Origin of the sequence: Acidimangrovimonas sediminis, from assembly GCF_002871005.1 — a bacterium.
In the GTDB taxonomy this organism is placed as follows: Bacteria; Pseudomonadota; Alphaproteobacteria; order Rhodobacterales; family Rhodobacteraceae; genus Acidimangrovimonas; species Acidimangrovimonas sediminis.
Genome location: NZ_PHSN01000010.1, coordinates 58710 through 74678 on the forward strand (window position 1 = coordinate 58710; position 15969 = coordinate 74678).

Annotated in this window: 12 protein-coding genes; 4 read left to right on the top strand and 8 right to left on the bottom strand. The window is 69.9% G+C overall.

Going from position 1 to position 15969, the window contains the following annotated elements; all coding sequences use genetic code 11:
- Nucleotides 1-295: 295 nt before the first annotated feature.
- Nucleotides 296-1726: an APC family permease gene (locus CVV76_RS10355; protein WP_102224573.1), complete on the top strand. Its 1431-nt coding sequence runs from the start codon at nt 296-298 to the stop codon at nt 1724-1726.
- A gap of 347 nt (nt 1727-2073) precedes the next feature.
- On the opposite strand, the gene CVV76_RS10360 is transcribed toward CVV76_RS10355, so the two are convergent.
- Complete coding sequence (locus CVV76_RS10360) at nt 2074-4056, bottom strand: primary-amine oxidase (protein ID WP_102224574.1); 1983 nt, start codon at nt 4054-4056, stop codon at nt 2074-2076.
- 367 nt (nt 4057-4423) lie between these two features.
- On the bottom strand, nt 4424-5446 hold the full coding sequence (locus CVV76_RS10365) for an AraC family transcriptional regulator (RefSeq protein ID WP_102224575.1): 1023 nt from the start codon (nt 5444-5446) through the stop codon (nt 4424-4426).
- A gap of 309 nt (nt 5447-5755) precedes the next feature.
- On the opposite strand from CVV76_RS10365, the gene CVV76_RS10370 reads away from it, so the two are divergent.
- Complete coding sequence (locus CVV76_RS10370) at nt 5756-6904, top strand: amidohydrolase (RefSeq protein ID WP_102224576.1); 1149 nt, start codon at nt 5756-5758, stop codon at nt 6902-6904.
- 178 nt (nt 6905-7082) lie between these two features.
- Nucleotides 7083-7892, top strand: coding sequence for a creatininase family protein (locus CVV76_RS10375; RefSeq protein ID WP_102224577.1), 810 nt, complete (start codon nt 7083-7085; stop codon nt 7890-7892).
- A 24-nt stretch (nt 7893-7916) separates the two neighbouring features.
- Here CVV76_RS10375 and CVV76_RS10380 read toward each other — a convergent pair whose 3' ends face one another.
- On the bottom strand, nt 7917-8849 hold the full coding sequence (locus tag CVV76_RS10380; protein WP_102224578.1) for a 2-hydroxyacid dehydrogenase: 933 nt from the start codon (nt 8847-8849) through the stop codon (nt 7917-7919).
- A 156-nt stretch (nt 8850-9005) separates the two neighbouring features.
- Between CVV76_RS10380 and CVV76_RS10385 the strand changes: the two genes are divergently transcribed.
- Nucleotides 9006-9932, top strand: coding sequence for a LysR family transcriptional regulator (locus CVV76_RS10385; protein WP_102224579.1), 927 nt, complete (start codon nt 9006-9008; stop codon nt 9930-9932).
- A gap of 43 nt (nt 9933-9975) precedes the next feature.
- On the opposite strand, the gene CVV76_RS10390 is transcribed toward CVV76_RS10385, so the two are convergent.
- From CVV76_RS10390 to CVV76_RS10410, 5 genes are read right to left on the bottom strand one after another with little or no spacing between them, the layout of a single operon-like run.
- Nucleotides 9976-11313, bottom strand: a complete 1338-nt coding sequence (locus CVV76_RS10390) for an NAD(P)/FAD-dependent oxidoreductase (protein ID WP_102224580.1) — start codon at nt 11311-11313, stop codon at nt 9976-9978.
- Nucleotides 11313-12053 carry an SDR family NAD(P)-dependent oxidoreductase gene (locus CVV76_RS10395; protein ID WP_199178563.1) on the bottom strand — a complete coding sequence of 247 codons (741 nt, stop codon included), beginning with the start codon at nt 12051-12053 and terminating at the stop codon, nt 11313-11315. The genes CVV76_RS10390 and CVV76_RS10395 overlap by 1 nt, the downstream gene beginning before the upstream one ends.
- The gene (locus CVV76_RS10400; protein WP_102224581.1) at nt 12050-13075 is read right to left on the bottom strand and encodes an ABC transporter ATP-binding protein; all 1026 of its coding nucleotides are present in this window, start codon (nt 13073-13075) and stop codon (nt 12050-12052) included. The genes CVV76_RS10395 and CVV76_RS10400 overlap by 4 nt, the downstream gene beginning before the upstream one ends.
- Entirely contained in the window at nt 13072-15009 is a 1938-nt protein-coding gene (locus CVV76_RS10405; RefSeq protein WP_102224582.1) for a dipeptide/oligopeptide/nickel ABC transporter permease/ATP-binding protein, read from the bottom strand. The genes CVV76_RS10400 and CVV76_RS10405 overlap by 4 nt, the downstream gene beginning before the upstream one ends.
- Nucleotides 15006-15962: an ABC transporter permease gene (locus CVV76_RS10410; protein ID WP_102224583.1), complete on the bottom strand. Its 957-nt coding sequence runs from the start codon at nt 15960-15962 to the stop codon at nt 15006-15008. Before CVV76_RS10410 ends, CVV76_RS10405 begins: the two co-directional genes overlap by 4 nt.
- Nucleotides 15963-15969: the final 7 nt, after the last annotated feature.

Here is a 15969-nt window from a genome sequence, read left to right on the forward strand (position 1 = left end):
ACCGCCCGCGGTTGAGACATCTGCGAATCATCTTTGCCATGCCCTGGGGCGGATCGGCCCCGCGCCCAATATTGCGCCATGCGGCCCTTTCCCTGCCGGAAAAGCGGCCCCGGGCAAGATCCACCCCGCCTGCGCCGGACTGCCCGTACAGGCACCGCCCGGTCAGGAAGGTGATCGCCGCCAGCACATTGGCGCAAAATATCGAATTTTTGGCACGAAACGCAATGGCCGGGCAGCGCCGCCCGCCCGCACCAAGAAAGGACAACCATAACAGAACACCAACAGGAAACGCGCCATGACAGATGTCACCGACACCGGTCAGCTGAGGAAAAACTCCATCGGGCTGGCCCATATCGTCTTTTTCGTCGTCGCCGCCGCCGCCCCGATGACCGCGGTCGTGGGCGCCACGCCGCCCGCCTTCGCCTTCGGCAACGGCGCGGGCGTGCCCGGGGCCTTTGTTCTTGCCGGGCTGCTCTACCTCGTGTTCTCGGTGGGCTACACCGCGATGACGCCCTATATCACCGGTGCCGGGGGGTTCTACAGCTACATCTCCAGGGGCCTCGGCTCCGCCGCCGGGATCGGCGGGGCGATCCTCGCCCTGCTGGCCTATTTCACCATCCAGCTAGGGATCTACGCGCTCTTCGCGGTGTTCATGGCCGGCGCCCTTGCCCCGTTCGGGATAAATCTGCCGTGGTGGGTGTGGTCCTTTGCCGTGCTGGCCGTCGTCGTGCTCTGCGGGCGGCGCAATATCGCGATCTCGGGGCGGATCCTCGGGATCTGCATGCTGGCGGAACTGGCGATCCTCCTGCTCCTCGATCTCGCGATCCTGATCCATGGTGGTGGGCCTGATGGGCTCACCCTCTCGGGCCTGCACCCGTCGGACGTGTTCTCGCCCGGGCTGGGGGTGACGATGGTGTTCGTGCTGGGCGCCTACGTGGGCTTCGAAGCCACAGCGATCTTCGCCGAGGAAGCCCACCGCCCCGAAACGACGATCCCCCGCGCCACCTATGTCGCGGTCATCCTGATCACGCTGTTCTACGCCTTCTCGACCTGGGCTATCGTGCAGCACTACGGCGCAAGCCAGGTGCGCGGCGCGGCCAAGGCTTCGCTCGACGGGTTCTACTTCGCGCCGGCCGGGGGCCTTCTGGGCGGCTGGTCGGTGACGGTGATGAACGTGCTGCTGCTCACCAGCCTCTTCGCCTGCCTGCTGTCGTTCCACAACACGATGAACAGGTACTTCTACACCCTCGCGCGGGAAAGCCTGATCTGGCGGCGGCTGGCCCATGTCCACCCCGATCATGGCTCGCCCCATGTGGCGGGGCTGGCGCAGGCGGCGCTGGTGGTGATCTGCCTCGGCGCCTTCGCCATCGGCGGGGCCGATCCCTACACGGTGGTGTTCTCGTGGCTGGTGGGGCTTGGCGTGCTCGCGATCCTCGCCGTGCAGACGCTGGTGTCGGTCTCGGTCATCGTGTTTTTCCGCGGGCAGGCGCATGCGCGCTCTTCCCTCGCCGTGCTGGTGGCGCCGGCACTGGCGGTGGTGGGGCTGGCCGCGTCCTTCATCCTGGTGAGCGCGAACGTCACCCTGCTCACCGGCAGCGACAGCCCGATCGTGCTGGCCTTCCCCGGGCTGGTGATCCTGAGCGGGGTGGCCGGCGTGGTGATCGCGCTGATGCTGAAACGCTCCAACCCGGCGCTCTACGAGGGGCTCGGCCGCAGCCTCGACTGAGCCTGCCTCGGGTCATCCATGCGACCTTGAATTCAGCCCTGCCCCCGTCACCCCGGGGCAGGGTCTTTCATTCACGCCGCTCCCGCATCATCGGAGGCCAGGGCGTGCGCCTGTCCGTGGGATGGCGCATCCTGCCCCTGGATGTAGGCGCTTTATCCCGGCCACATCCGCGCATGGAATGAGCGTCGCGCGCGGCTACCCAAAGCGCCAGCCCGCAGGGACGGGCAGGCGCTCGCCCTGCGGTCGCCACGGCGGCCGCGCACCGGGCGGATGCGCATCATCCCCACCAAAACAAAAGGGGCGGAGAGCTTGCGCCCCCGCCCCTGTTTCTCACTCTCAGTGGGGTCTCAGCCGCAGCAGCCGCCCTTATCCGCCGTCTTGTTCGACCGGCAGCAATGGGCGCCGTTCGCGTCCTTCGGCACGTCGAGCGTCGGGTTGCGGTCGAAGAAGTTCTCGGGTCTGAGCGCGAAGCCCGCGTAATCGACCGGCATCACCGGCCAATCTTCGGTGCGCGGGAAATGCGTCAGGCCGAAGGTGTGCCAGACGACGATATCCTCCCCCTCCACCTTCCGGTCGCCCGCCGCATAGGACGGCAGCCCCGCCCCGCCCGGATGCTGGTTCGGCGTGTAGCCCGCGGCCCACATCTCGTCGCGGTCGAACTGTGTCACCCACAGCGAGCGTGTGGCGAACCCCGCCCGCGCGGTGATCGACGCCGCGTCATCGGCCAGAAGCAGCGGCAGCCCCTCGGGGACCAGCACATAAGCCGTGGGCTCGCCCAGATAGTTGGTCTTCTCGGCCGAGCTGACCCGCCAGATCCGCCCCAGATCGTTGCGCGCCACCCGCTGGGCCTGCGCCTCGGAAGTCAGCCGCGTGATCTGCCGGGTGAAGGCGTTGCCCACCGGGTTGCCCTTGCCCATCGGCACCCGCTTCACGTCGATCTCGTCGACGCTGTTGCGCCAGCCGTCCACCGCGAAGTCGAGCCGGGCCGAGAACAGGTGTTGGTGTTGCGGCGCCCCCAGCGACGGCGCAAGTTCGGTGGCCCATTCATACGCGCCCTCGGGCCGGCCGGAGGTGAAGACGATGCCGGTCGCCTTGCACTCCAGCTCAATCTTCCCGTCGAGGTAGAAGTACCAGTAGAACCCGTAATCGTAGTTCCCCACCGTCACGAAGAACGAAATCACCAGCCGCCGCTGGCGCCGCACGTCCGACCGCCCCGAGAAGATGTCGGTGTGCTTCCACAGCGTGCCAAAATCCTCCTCGTGGATGCAGACGGCATTTGCGATCTTCACCGGGTTGCAGAAATCGTCGACCACGGTGGCGTCGAGGTAATGGATCTCGCCCAGGCAGTCGCAGCCCAGCACCAGCGAATTGGCCAGCCGCCCGAACTGGTATTCGCCCGCGTCGAAATAGTTCTGCCACTCATGCGTCGGCTGCGGCTCTCCGTAGGGCACCACCATCTCGGAAATCGCCGCGCGGTTCAGGATCTGCCGCTGGGTGCCCCGGTCGTTGAACCGGATGTCGTGCAGAGTCAGCCCCTCGCGGCCGTTGAAGCCTGTGCGGATCGACCAGTTCTCCCACGTCAGAACGTTGTCCTCGATGTCGAACGAGGGCCCCTCGGGCTGGGTGATGTGCAGGGGTTTCATCGTCTCGCGCGGCGCGATCGCGGGGTCGAGGTAATCGTCATCCTGCCCCGGCACCGTCTCGAACCCCGTGTCGACAAAGCGCAGCACCTTCCGCTCGGTCAGGTCGACATGGCAGACGACGCCCTCGATCGGATGGGCCCAGAGGGCGTGCACCCGCTCGGCGCTGGGGGCGAGGAAGGACAGCACGCGCAGCATGCGGCGCCCCTCCTCCTCCTTGTGGCCGAAGACACCGGCGGAAAGCGGGCAGCAGAAGACAAGGTCGAGATCGGTGATCCCGCGCTTGGCCAGCGCCTCGACAAAGCGCGGATCGGCCTTGGCGATCTCCTCCGCCGCGACGTAATCCTCGTCCAGCACCGGGCCCCAGCCGTCCGTCGCCGGGTCGAGCGCGCGTTCCTTGACGATCTTGCGCGCGGGGATGTCAATGACGAACTCGGTCACGCTGCGGTCGGCCACGTCGCTGAGCAGCACCCCGATCTCGCGCGGGACGGTCCCACCCGGGGTGAAGGCGGCCAGCGTCTCGCGCGCGGGTTCGCGCAGCATGACGTAGGAATAGCGCTTGGTCTCGCCCGCGTGGCCCGCGGACGCCAGCACCTCCTTGAGGGTGACGACCTCCTCGGCGGAGATCGGGTCGAGCGGGTGCAGGATCGGGGTGCCGGCCTTCGTGGCGGCGGGATTGGCCTGGTCCATGGGGTCCTCTGTCTGTTGGCGCGGGGCAAGGCTCCCCCGAGGCAGGGGCCGGGCACTATGGCAGATCACGCCAAAAATCCGATAATATGCGCCATCGCACGGATGCGGTGGATTTCAGGGTGGCGGGCGCGCGGATGCCGTATGGACCTTGCACAAGGGTACGGCACGCGCATGACACAACGCCCATTCACAGGGCACACGGACCACGCCCAAGCTTGGGCGCAGTCCCGACACCCGTGGCCGTCCCATGACACCGCCCCCTCCGGCGCCCGCCTCCACGTTGCTCGCGCGTCTTCGGGGCAGAGCATGTGCCCAGGCCAACCCCGGGAGAGGTCTGCCCCTCGGCGTATCGAGCCGGACGCCCCCCTCAGCCCCGCCCACGCGACGGGGGGGCGCCGGTCCAGTCCTTCCAGGCGCGCCACAGCACCGTCTCGTCGGCATAGCCGAGGCTTGCCGCCACTGACTTCAGGCGCACGTCGGGCCGGGCCAGCTGCTGTTCGCCGATCCGGCGCCGCTCGGCCCGGACGATCTCGCGCAACGAGGTGTCCTCGGCCGCCAGGTGGCGCTGCAGGCTGCGCGGCGCCAGCCCCAGCGCCGCCGCCACGCCGGACAGCGTGACCGGCCGGCTGCCAAGATCGCGGTCGACGATGGTGCGCACCCGCTCGGCCAGCGACAGCTCGGGCTCCCGGGCGCGGATCAGGTCGGCCACGTGACGCTCGATCACCGCGATCAGCCCGGCATCCTCGGTCCGGTGCGGCGTGTCGAGGCCCTCGGGGCCGAAGACGATCCGGTTGGCACCCTGCCCGAAGCGGACCGGTGCCGCGAACAGCCGCTCCAGCAGGTCGGGCCGGCGCGAGGACGGATGGCTGAAATGCACCTCTTCCGGGCGCCACCGCCGGTCGAACCCCAGCCGGATCAGCCGGCACACGCACGATAGCGAGAATTCCGCGTCCTGCGCCCCCGGGACCACGGCGCGCGAGGCGATCTGGTAGCTCAGCGACAGCCGCACCCCGTCGTCGCTGAGCGTCATGTCGGTGGCCGTCTGCAACGCGGCGAGGGTTTCCTGGAACCGCCCGAGGCCGCGGCGGATGGTCGAGGATTGCATCAGCAGAAGGCCGGTCGGCCCGAGGTCGGCGGGCGAGATCTCCAACCCCAGCCGCGCGCCCAGTACCGGATCGCGGGCCAGCCTGGCTGCCGCCTCGAAGACCTCGAAATAGGAGGCAAGCGGAATTTCCTCGTAAAGATCGCGCACCCGCCCCGGATCGACGCCATGGCCGGTCAGGAGGCCCGTGAACTCCGCCTGCCGATCATGGAAATGCCGCAGCACGGGCGCCAGCGCGGTGGCGCGCACGAAGGGCCTGGGCTCCGGCAGGCGTTGGGTGTCGATCATGAACGGGCGCTCCGGTCTCGCCGCAGTATCGGCGCCGCGCCGCCACGGCGCAAGCCGGCAGCGCGGCGCCTGAGGGGGCGGGCGCCTGAGGGGACGGACGCCTGAGGGGATGGGGCGCGTGTGGGGACGGGGCGCGTGTGGGGACGGGCGAATACTGGACGAGCTCAGATCTCCACGCCTCCATGCCTCCACGCCTCCCGATGCGCGCGACGCCGGGGTTGATCTTTGGCCGGTGCTCCCCGAAGGTCCGCCCCCGGGGCGAGAGCGCCGGGCGCGGCGACCAGACGAAACCGAAGGCCGGGGGATGCGATGCGGCTGAGCAACCAGGACATTCTCGAACTCACGGAACTTCGGCGCGACCTGCACCGGCAGCCGGAGCTTTCGGGTGAGGAAACCGGAACCGCCCGCGCGATCGTGGCCGCGCTGGCCCCCTGCCCGCCCGATCGGGTGATCGACGGCCTTGGCGGGCATGGCGTGGCCGCGATCTTCGACGGCACGGCGCCCGGCCCGACCGTGCTGATCCGGTCCGAACTCGACGCCCTCCCGATCGAGGAGATATCCGCCCTGCCTTACCGCTCGCAGGTGCCGGGCAAGGGGCATCTGTGCGGTCACGACGGGCATTCGACGATCCTGGTCGGGCTGGCGCGCCTTCTGTCGCGCCAGCGCCCCGCGCGGGGCCGCGCCGTCCTGTTGTTCCAGCCCGCGGAAGAGACCGGCGCCGGGGCCGCCGCCGTGCTGAAAGACCCGCGCTTTGCCGAGATCACGCCGGACTGGGCCTTTGCGCTGCACAACATGCCGGGCCTGCCGCTGGGCCGCGTCTCGGTGGCCGAGGGCCCGGCCAATTGCGCCTCGGTCGGACTGCGGGTCATGCTGACGGGGCGCACGGCCCATGCCTCGATGCCCGAGGACGGGATTTCCCCGGCACAGACGCTGGCAGGGCTGATCCCGGCATTCTCGGCGCTCGGCCGGGGCGGCGATCTGGCGCCCGGGTTCCGGCTGGTGACAATCACTCACCTGACGATGGGAGAGCCCGCCTTCGGCATCGCGCCCGGCGCGGCGGAGATCTGGCTGACCCTGCGGGCGCTGAGCGACGAGGATCTGTCGGACCTCATGGAAACCGCCACGGCCCTTGCCTGTGATGCCGCCGCCACCGCGGGCCTTTCGGCCGAGCTGACCCACCACGATCACTTCCGCGCCTGCACCAACGATCCCGGGGCCGTGGCCCGGCTGCGGGACGCGCTGGAGACCGAGGGCATCCCGCATGACGCCGCGAACCTGCCGATGCGCGCCTCGGAGGATTTCGGCCGGTTCGGCGGTGTGGCGAAGGCGGCGATGTTCCTCCTCGGCTCGGGCATCGAAAGCCCGGCCCTGCACAACCCGGACTTCGATTTCCCCGACAGCCTTATTCCCGTCGGCACGCGGGTCTTCCACCGGGTCCTGCGCGACATCCTCGGCTGATCTCCCGACCGCCCAGGGGCCCGGCACCGATCCCACCCCTCGGGGCAGCTTCGGCAGATTGCCAAAACTTGCCGCCGCGGAAAATTATTTTAATTGGACGCGGCCCCGCCTCCCGGGCTCACATGCCCCCGGACGAGGCGGCCCGGCGTTCGGGCCGCAGACAAGGCGGAGCCTCCCAATGACCGACAAGCTGAAGATCGCGGAACTGACATCGGAGGAGGCCCGCGAGCATCTGAACGACGAGGCGGTGATCCTGCTGCCGATGGGGTCGCTGGAAGATCAGGGCACCCACGCGCCGATGGGCGATTTCCTCGCGGCCGAGGCAGTGGCCCTCGACATGGCACGGGCGGCGCGGGCACGCGGCGTGCCCACCTTCGTGGCCCCCGCCCTGCCTTTTGGCGGCAAGGATTACTTCGACAGCTCGCACGGTGGCATCTCGATCCGCAGCTCCACCCTCGTGGCCCTGCTCGACGACATGCTCGGCCAGCTGCACCGCCACGGGCTGACCCGGGTGATGATCGTCAACGGCCATGGCGGCAACGTCCCCGCGATCACCGAAGTCACGCTGCGCTGGCGCCAGAAGGCGGGCATGTTCGTGCCATCGATCTACCTCTGGCAGGTCTCCTATGAATTGCTGAAAACCATCCTCGGCCCCGAGGCGGCGGCGAAATCCTCGGGCCATGGCGGCGATCCGCTGACCTCTGTCGGGCTGTACTACTACCCCGAGATCCTGCGCCCCGACCTGATGCGCACGCCGCCGAAAGGCCGCAAGATCAAGGGGATGGACGTGGCGGGCTTTGCCGCGATCCTCTACGATGGCGCCCGTATCCAGGTGCCGATCGAGGCCGCCGAGACCGCCCCCGATGGCGTCTGGGGCGGCGACCCGTCCTTCAGTTCCGCCGCGACGGGCGAGGCCCTGGTCAAGCGGCTGGTCGAGATCGGCGCCGGGCTGATCTGCGACCACGTCGCCAAGGGCTTCCCGGAATAGGCATCCCCCGCACCGGCGCGCCGCTCAGTAGCCGCGCGCCGCGTCGGCGAGGTCGGCCACCGTGCCGTCACGGTCGAAATCGTGCAGGTTGCGCGCGATGATCCGCGCCCCGGTCCCCGGGTCGATGAGCGAGGCGGTATGCGCCGTGATCGTGATCCGCGGATCGGTCCAGAACCGGTGATCCTTGGGCAGCGGCTCGACATGGAAGACGTCGAGCGTCGCCTGACCCAGCTGCCCCGCATCCAGCGCCGCGACAAGGTCGTCGTCAACGAGATGCGGGCCGCGGGCGGCGTTGATCAGCGCGGCCCCCGGGGCGAGCCGCGCGAAAAGCCCGGCGTTCAGGATGCCCGTCGTCTCCGGCGTCAGCGGCAGCAGGTTCACGAGGATCTCGGTCCCCGCGAGAAAGGCATCAAGGCCCTCGACCCCGGCATGAACCTCCACCCCCGGCACCTCGCGCGGGGTGCGCGCCCAGCCCGTTACCTGGAATCCCAGCGCCGCCAGTGTGGTAGCCGCGACCTTGCCGAGGTTGCCCAGCCCCATCACCCCCACGCGCCGCCCCGTCGCGGGCGGCACCACCGGCTGGAACCATGCCCCGCGGGCCTGCGCGGCAAGCATCGCGGGCATGTCGCGATGATGACGCAACACGTGCAGCGCTACGTATTCGCGCATCCTCTGCGTCAGGTCGGCGCCGACCGTGCGGATGATCGGCACCCCCTGCGGCAGCGACGTGTCGGCCAGCACGTGGTCGATCCCCGCCCCGATGGAGACGGTCGCCTTGAGGTTCGCGAACCGGGCCAGATCGCCCGTCCGTGGCCGCCAGACCACGGCATAGTCCACCGCGGCGGGATCCTGCACCGCGTCGAGCGGTTCGATCGTCCAGCCCGGCAGAAGCTCGCGCAGCATGACGCACCAATCTTCGCAGCGATCCGGGTTCGGGAGATAGACGGCAACGCTCATTCGGGTGTTTCCTCGGGTCTTGTTGGGGGCGGCTTCGGGCGCGCCGGGACAGGCGCAGCATCAAGGCGCCGGCGGGGGATGGTCAAAGCAAAAAACTTTTGTGATCAAATAGATTGCTTCTATCGCCCAGGGTCGCGGCGGCCTATCATTTTTCGCATGAATTTCAAACAGCTCGAAGCCTTCTACTGGTTGACCAAACTGCAGAGCTTCCACCTGGTAGCCGAGCAGATCGGCCTCACGCAGCCTGCCGTCTCCGCCCGGATCAGCGGGCTGGAGGACGAGTTCGGGGTCAAGCTGATCGACCGCGACGCCGCGGGCTTTCGCCTGACACAGCCGGGCGAGGAGGTCGCCGATTTCGCCGCCCGCTTCATGGACCTGAACGAAGCGCTGGTGTCGCGGCTGAAGCAGACCCGCAAGCGGCGCTTCGCGATCGGCATGGTCGGGCCGGCCGCGCTGACCTGGGGCACCACGCTGCGCGCCCGCCTCGACGAGACGCTGGACACCGGGATCGTCGACTTCCACGTGGCCTCCAACGTGCAGTTGCGGGCACAGCTGAACGCGGGCGCGCTGGATCTTGCCTTCCTCACCAACGAGGCGGGGCTGGAGCCCCACCCCGGGGGCTTTGCCATGCGCTACAGTGTCGGCTGGGTGGCACGGCCCGAACTCGTGCAGGGCCTCGTGTCGGCGGGGGCACCACCCCTCAATGCCGACACGCTCCGCGGGCTGCCGCTTGTGCTTTATCCCCGCAGCTCGCCGATCTATTCCCCCGTCGCCGAGGTGATCGAGGAAACCCGGCGCCGCCCCGCCGCCCGGCATTACGGCAATTCGCTGAGCACGCTGGCCGAGATGGTGCGCCTCGGTTACGGCGCCTCAGCCCTGCCGCTCGCGGTGCTTGAGGCCGACATTGCCGAGGGCCGGCTGGTGGAGCTTCCGACCGTCACGCCGCTTGCGCCGTTCGAGGTGCGCTGCGTCTACCTCAACACCGCGCGCCGGACGATCTCGTCCGAGATCCTCGCCGCCGCGCGCGAAGTGGCGCATGCGTGGTGGACGGCACATCCGCGCTACGTCGATTTCCTCGGCTGATCCGGTCGCGGCTCTTCCCCTAACACCCCTCCGGGCCGCCCCCTCAAGCGGCGCGCAATCCGGTGCGGCCATCGGGCCGGCGCACCGCGCCGAAGCGCGACAGGGCGAAGGGCGCGGGGTCGACGCAAGGGGTCTCTCCCAGCACCATCTCGGCCGCCAACTGCCCCGCCCCCGGCCCGATGCCGAAGCCGTGGCCGGAAAAGCCCGTGGCGATCACCAGCCCCGGCAACGGCGCGGGGCCGATCACCGGCACGCCGTCGGGCGTGGCGTCGATGATCCCGGCCCAGCGTTCGACCTCGGCCAGCCCCGCGAAGGCGGGAAAGCGGCGCTCCACCTCCGCGCGCGCACGGGCCAGCAGGCGGTCCGAAGGCGCGGGGTTGAGGATCCGGGTCCGCTCGAACGGGGTGACGGCATCGGGCGCCCAGTGCCGGGCGGCGCCGAGATCGTCCCAGAAGGTCCGGCCGAACTGAAGCGTGAACTGGCTGTGGTCGCGGGCGATCATGCCCAGGTAATGCGGGAACAGCAGGAAGGAATCCGGCGTGATCTGCGCCTGGCTGCGATTGCGGACCGCGATGTTGTATCCCCCGTCGCGCCGCCGCCGAAGCCCGAAGGCACCGTTTCCCAGCGCCGCCTCCGGCCCGCCCGCCAGAGGCGCCGTGCGCAGGACGGACCCCTTGACCTTCAGCACCGGCAGCCCGATCCCCAGGTTGCCCGCGAACAGCCGCGACCACGCGCCGCCTGCCAGCACCGCCGCGCGGCAGCGGATCGGCCCGTGTTCAGTCACCACCCCGCAGACCACACCGGCCTCCGTCTCGATGCTGCGCACCGCACAGCAGGTCAGCACGTGGCCGCCCAGCCGCCGCACCGCCCGCGCCACCGCCGGCGCGGCGAACGATGGTTCCGCCCGCCCGTCGTCCTCGGTCAGAAGCGCGCCCAGAACGCGGCCCTGCACCCCGGTCATCCGGTCGGCATACCCGGCCTGGTCCAGCATCCGGGTCGGCAGCCCGAAGGCCTCGGCATCGCGGCGATAGCCTTCGAGTACGGTCATCTCCGCCTCGGTCTCGGCAGCATAGAGGATGCCCGATCGGGTGAACCCCGTCTCCGCGCCCAGCCGCGCGTTCATCCCGGCCCAGAGGTCGAGGCTGTGGATCCCAAGCGGGTATTCCGCCACCGCCCGCCCCATGCGCCGGACCCACCCCCAGTTGCGACAGCTCTGCTCCGCCGCGATCTCGCCCTTCTCGCAAAGCGCGACGCGCTGGCCGCGCTCGGCCAGCGTCAGCGCGGTGCAGGTGCCCACGATGCCGCCACCGATCACCACCGTGTCGACCTCGGCCGGCAGGGTATCGTCGCGGGGCAAGAGGTCGAGCGTGGGATGATCCATCAGAACCCCGCCTCGTATCGCCAGTTCACCAGAAGCTCTGCCACCGTGGCGGTGTTGGGCAGCGCGACCATCTCGACCACCAGCCGGGCCAGATCCTCCGGCTGGGTGATCTCGGTGGCGTTCAACTCGTCATGCTTCAGCGCCATGTCGGTGGCGACGAAGCTGGGGCAGATCGCGGTGGCGCGGACGCCGTGATCCCACCCCGTGCGCCGGGCCGCGTTCGACAGCGCCACCGCGGCGTGTTTCGTCACCTGGTAACCCGCGTTCAGCCCCAGCACCCGCTTGCCGGACATCGAGGCCAGCGTGATCACCCGACCCCGGCCCGAGCGGCACAGATGCGGCAGCGCCGCGCGGGTCACCAGGAACGGCGCCTTGATGTTGACGGACAGCAGCGCGTCAAGCCGCGCTTCGGCCTCCTCGTCGTCCAATGCCGGATCCTCCATCAGCCCCAGATGGGTGGAGATGCCGGCATTGTTCACCAGCACATCGATCCCGCCCGCAACCTCTGCCGTCGACGCGACCCAGGCGCGCGCATCCGCGGGCCGGCCCGCGTCATAGGCGAAGGTCAGCGCCGTGAAGGGCGCCAGATCCCCGGGCAGCGCCGATGGGTCGCGCACCCCGAGCGACAGCCGGTAACCCGCCGCCCCCAGGGCCCGGGCGACGGCAAGGCCGATGCCGCGATTGGCACCGGAAATCATCGCAGTGCCCTTCGCCGCGCCCTTTGTCCCCTCGCACCTCATGCCGTCGGCCCTCCGTCTGTTGGCCCACCCACTGGCCCGCCCATCGCCGCAATGTCCTCGCTGCGGATGCAGGCTGCGCGATGCCCCCTCGCCACCACCGAGAGCGGGGGCACGCCCCCCGCGCAGGCCTCCACCGCGAAGGGGCAGCGGGTGCGGAAGGCACAGCCCGAGGGCGGGTTCGCGGGGCTTGGCAATTCCCCCCCGAGCGCCGGCGCCCGCCCATCCGGGCGGCTGCCGAGCGCAGGCGTCGCAGCCATCAGCGCGGCGGTATAGGGATGGCGCGGCGCGGCAAAGATCGCGGCCGCCGGCCCCTCCTCCACCACTCGGCCGAGATACATCACGATCAGCCGCGACGAGAGGTGGCGCACGACGTGCAGGTCGTGGCTGATGAACAGCATGGCAAGGTTCAGATCGGCGCGCAGATCGGCCAGCAGGTTCACGATCTGCGCCTGGATCGACACGTCCAGCGCCGAGACCGGCTCATCCGCTACGATGAAGTCCGGCCGCGGCGCCAGCGCACGGGCCACCGCGATCCGCTGCCGCTGCCCGCCCGAGAATTCGTGCGGACGGCGGGCGGCGGCGCCGGCGTCCAGCCCCACCAGTTCCAACAGCCGTGCCACCTCGCGCCCGGTCTCGGCGGCGGGGACGACATGGTGATTGCGCAGACCGTCGGCGATCTGCGCCCCCACCGCGCGGCGGGGGTCGAGGCTTCCGAACGGGTCCTGGAACACCAGTTGCATCTTCTTGCGCAGCGCCCGGCGCGCGCCGCCGCGGATCTCGGCAAGGTCGCGCCCCTCGAAGGTCACCGTGCCGCGCGACGGCCGGTCGAGGCCGAGGATCAGCCGCCCCAGCGTGGACTTGCCACAGCCGGATTCGCCCACCACCCCCACCGTCTCGCCCGGCGCGATGGCAAGGTCGACGCCCGCCAGCGCCCAGACGTCGCGCCTGGCCCCGACCCAGCCTTGCCGGATCGGGTAATTCCGGGCGAGGTTCTGCACCTCGACGATCGGCGCCTGGCTCATGTCGCCTCCCTCCAGCGGATACAGCGGGTGCGGCGCGGCCGGCCGTCCGGCCCCGCTCCGCCCTCGATTTCGATCAGTGCCTGCGGTGCGCGGCAGGCCTCGGCCGCGAAGTCGCAGCGCGGGGCGAAGCGGCACCCCTCGGGCATCCGGCCCGGCTGCGGCACGGTACCCGGGATCGCCTGCAAGCGCCCCTGTCCCGCCTCGGGGACCGAGGCCAGAAGCGCCGCCGTGTAGGGGTGGCGCGGCGCGGCGAACACCTCGGCCACGGGGCCCTGTTCCACCACCTCGCCCGCGTACATCACGCAGACGGTATCGGCGATCTCATGCACGAGGGCGAGGTTGTGGGTGACGAAGATCACCCCCATGTCCGGGTTCTCCTGCTTGAGAAACTCCAGAAGCTGGAGGATCTGCGCCTGGATCGTCGGGTCGAGCGCGGTCGTGGGTTCGTCCGCGATCAGGAGGCGCGGCGCATTGGCCACCGCCATGGCGATCATCGCCCGTTGACGCTGCCCGCCCGAAAGCTCGAACGGATAGGAGCGCGCGCGGCGCTCCGGGTCGGGGATGCCTACCTTGCGCAGCAACTCCACCACCTCGGCTTCGATCCGCGGGCGCGACATCGGGCGGTGCGCGGCGATCACTTCGGCCAGCTGGTCGCCGACCCTGTGGACCGGGTTCAGCGCCGCCGCCGCGTCCTGGAACACCATCGAGATCTGGGCCCCGCGCAGCGGGCGCATCCCGTCCTCGTCCAGCGCGGCAAGATCGGTCACCCCGCCCGGCGTCTGAAACAACGCGCGCCCCTCGGCCACGCCAAGGCCGTTCGGCAGAAGCCCGGTCGACGCAAGGCCCGTGAGCGTCTTGCCCGACCCGGATTCGCCTACCAGCGCCAGCGTCTCGCCCGGCGCGACGCGCAGGCTGATCCCCTGGGTCAGCGGCCGGCCCGTCGCAGTGATCGCGACCGAGAGCTCCTCCACCGCCAGCAGGTCTCCGCCAAGATCCCTCGCAGGGTCACCTGTCAGTTCTTCCGGCACCAGTTTGCCAGCCGGCACCTTGCCCGCCGGCATCATGCTCGCCCTCCGCCGCGCCGCGCCCCGCGCCCCGCGCCTGAGCCAGGCCGCGCCGCCGACCGCCGCCGTGCGCGGGCTCAGCACGTCCTGCAACCGGTCGCAGATCACGTTGAGCAGAAGCACCGTCCCCGCCAGCGCGACCGAGGGCCAGACCAGCAGCATCGGCGCCACGTCGAGCGCGCTCCGCGCCGAGCGGATCATCAGGCCCCAGCTCGGCGTCGGCGGCACCACGCCCAGGCCCAGAAAGCTCAGCCCGCTTTCCAGGAGGATCGCCCCCGCGACGGTGAGCGAGAACTGCACCAGCAGGGGCGGCATCACGTTGGGCAGGATCGTGCGCCACAGCGTGGTCAGCGGATGGGTGCCCATCGCCTCCTGCGCGACGACGAAATCCTGCGAGGCGGTCTGCAGGGTCGCGGCATAGACCACGCGGGTGTAGTTCGGGATGTAGAGGATGGTGATCGCAAGGATCAGGGTCGAGACCCCGGCGCCGAGGATGGTGATCACCAGAAGCGCCAGCAGGAGCGGCGGCAGGAACAGGATCACCTCGCTCACCCGGACGGTGACGACCTCGACCACGCCGCGGAAATAGCCGCCCAGAAGACCCAGGATCGTGCCCGCGATGCCCGCCAGCACGGCCGAGCCGAAGGCCACGGCAAGCGAGGCCCGCCCACCCCAGACCAGCCGGGCAAAGACGTCGCGGCCGTAATTGTCGAGGCCCATCCAATGCGCGGCCGAGGGCCCGGCGAAGCGGTGCGGGATGTCCATCGCCCGCACGTCGTCAAGCGGCAGGATCGGTGCGGCCGCGATCACCGCGATCAGCACGGCGGCCAGGCAGAGCCAGATGTAAAGCTGATGTCTTGCCCTGATCATGCCGCCAACTTCACCCTGGGGTCGAGTACCGCATAGGCGATGTCGACGATGAGGTTGATCAGCACGAAGACGATCGAGATGGTCAGCACGATCCCCACCACCTCGGGGTAGTCGCGCGCCTCGACCGCGCTGACGAGGTAGCCCGAGAGGCCGGGCCAGTTGAAGACGTATTCGATCAGCACGGTGGAGCCCAGAAGCGTGCCCATCTGCAGCCCGATCACCGTGATCACCGGCACCATCGCGTTGCGTACCACGTGACGGCGCAGGATGCGCCGTCGGCCAAGGCCCTTGGCACGCGCGGTACGCACGAAGTCGCGCTCCAGCACCTCGAGCACCGAGGCCCGCGTCATCCGCACGACGATGGCCCAGAGCGACAGCGCGATCGTTCCCGCAGGCATCAGCAGAAGCGCGAGGTGGCGCAGCGGATCCTGCGCAAAGGGCACGTAGCCGCCCGCCGAGATCCAGCCCAGCTTCTGCGCGAAGAGCAGGATGAGACCCGTTCCGACGACGAAGACCGGGGTCGACAGCGCGAGCGAGGCCAGCAGCGACACCAGCCGGTCGGCAAGCCCCCCGCCCCGGATCGCCGCCAGCGTGCCCAGCGGAATGCCAAGCACGCTTGCGATCAGCGTCGCCGCGACCACCAGTTCCAGCGTCCGCGGCAGCCGCAGCATAAGCTGCTGCGCGACGGGGGTTCCGTCGCGCAGCGACACGCCGAAATCGCCATGCACGATCCCGGCAAGGTAGCTTGCGTATTGCACCATCAACGGCCGGTCGAGGCCCATCTCGGTGCGCAGCTGCGCCACCGCCTGCGGATCCGGCGCGGTGTTGCCCGAAGCCAGCAGCAGCTCGGCCGGGTCGCCCGGCACGAGGTGCAGCACCATGAAGACCAGCGTCGACACCAGCCATATCAGCACCAGCGCCACCAGAACGCGCTGCCCGATGTACCGCGCCATCCCTGCC

What these genes read in the sequence shown, in the direction of transcription:
- CVV76_RS10355 (WP_102224573.1), top strand. Translation starts at nt 296, where the DNA reads ATGACAGATGTCACCGACACCGGTCAGCTGAGGAAAAACTCCATCGGG.
- CVV76_RS10360 (WP_102224574.1), bottom strand. Translation starts at nt 4,056, where the DNA reads ATGGACCAGGCCAATCCCGCCGCCACGAAGGCCGGCACCCCGATCCTG.
- CVV76_RS10365 (WP_102224575.1), bottom strand. Translation starts at nt 5,446, where the DNA reads ATGATCGACACCCAACGCCTGCCGGAGCCCAGGCCCTTCGTGCGCGCC.
- CVV76_RS10370 (WP_102224576.1), top strand. Translation starts at nt 5,756, where the DNA reads ATGCGGCTGAGCAACCAGGACATTCTCGAACTCACGGAACTTCGGCGC.
- CVV76_RS10375 (WP_102224577.1), top strand. Translation starts at nt 7,083, where the DNA reads ATGACCGACAAGCTGAAGATCGCGGAACTGACATCGGAGGAGGCCCGC.
- CVV76_RS10380 (WP_102224578.1), bottom strand. Translation starts at nt 8,849, where the DNA reads ATGAGCGTTGCCGTCTATCTCCCGAACCCGGATCGCTGCGAAGATTGG.
- CVV76_RS10385 (WP_102224579.1), top strand. Translation starts at nt 9,006, where the DNA reads ATGAATTTCAAACAGCTCGAAGCCTTCTACTGGTTGACCAAACTGCAG.
- CVV76_RS10390 (WP_102224580.1), bottom strand. Translation starts at nt 11,313, where the DNA reads ATGGATCATCCCACGCTCGACCTCTTGCCCCGCGACGATACCCTGCCG.
- CVV76_RS10395 (WP_199178563.1), bottom strand. Translation starts at nt 12,053, where the DNA reads ATGAGGTGCGAGGGGACAAAGGGCGCGGCGAAGGGCACTGCGATGATT.
- CVV76_RS10400 (WP_102224581.1), bottom strand. Translation starts at nt 13,075, where the DNA reads ATGAGCCAGGCGCCGATCGTCGAGGTGCAGAACCTCGCCCGGAATTAC.
- CVV76_RS10405 (WP_102224582.1), bottom strand. Translation starts at nt 15,009, where the DNA reads ATGATCAGGGCAAGACATCAGCTTTACATCTGGCTCTGCCTGGCCGCC.
- CVV76_RS10410 (WP_102224583.1), bottom strand. Translation starts at nt 15,962, where the DNA reads ATGGCGCGGTACATCGGGCAGCGCGTTCTGGTGGCGCTGGTGCTGATA.